Here is a 291-nt window from a genome sequence, read left to right on the forward strand (position 1 = left end):
GTGGGGGGCGTCGGTGTCGAGGTCGACGAGGGGCGCGGTGGTCAGTCCGTCGAGGGTGGCGCGGGTGGCGCCGTGGGTGAGGACGGCGACCGGGGCGCCGTCGGCCAGCAGGTGGGCCAGTCGTTCGGCGGGGTGGGCCGGGTCCAGGGGAAGGTACGCGCCGCCGGCCCTGGCGATGGCCAGCAGCGCGACGATCAGCTCCGGTGACCTGCGGAGGCAGACCGCGACGAGGGTGTCGGGGGCGACGCCGTGCTCGCGCAGGTGGTGGGCCAGCCGGTTGGCGCGCGCGTC

The 291-nt window shown here is 77.3% G+C and carries 1 protein-coding gene; it reads right to left on the minus strand.

The window, feature by feature from the left end:
• Positions 1-291: AMP-binding protein (locus ACSNN9_RS28735; RefSeq protein ID WP_436676428.1), on the minus strand; the 291-nt coding region annotated here is incomplete at both ends.

Source organism: Micromonospora sp. URMC 107 (assembly GCF_051386315.1).
In the GTDB taxonomy this organism is placed as follows: Bacteria; Actinomycetota; Actinomycetes; order Mycobacteriales; family Micromonosporaceae; genus Micromonospora.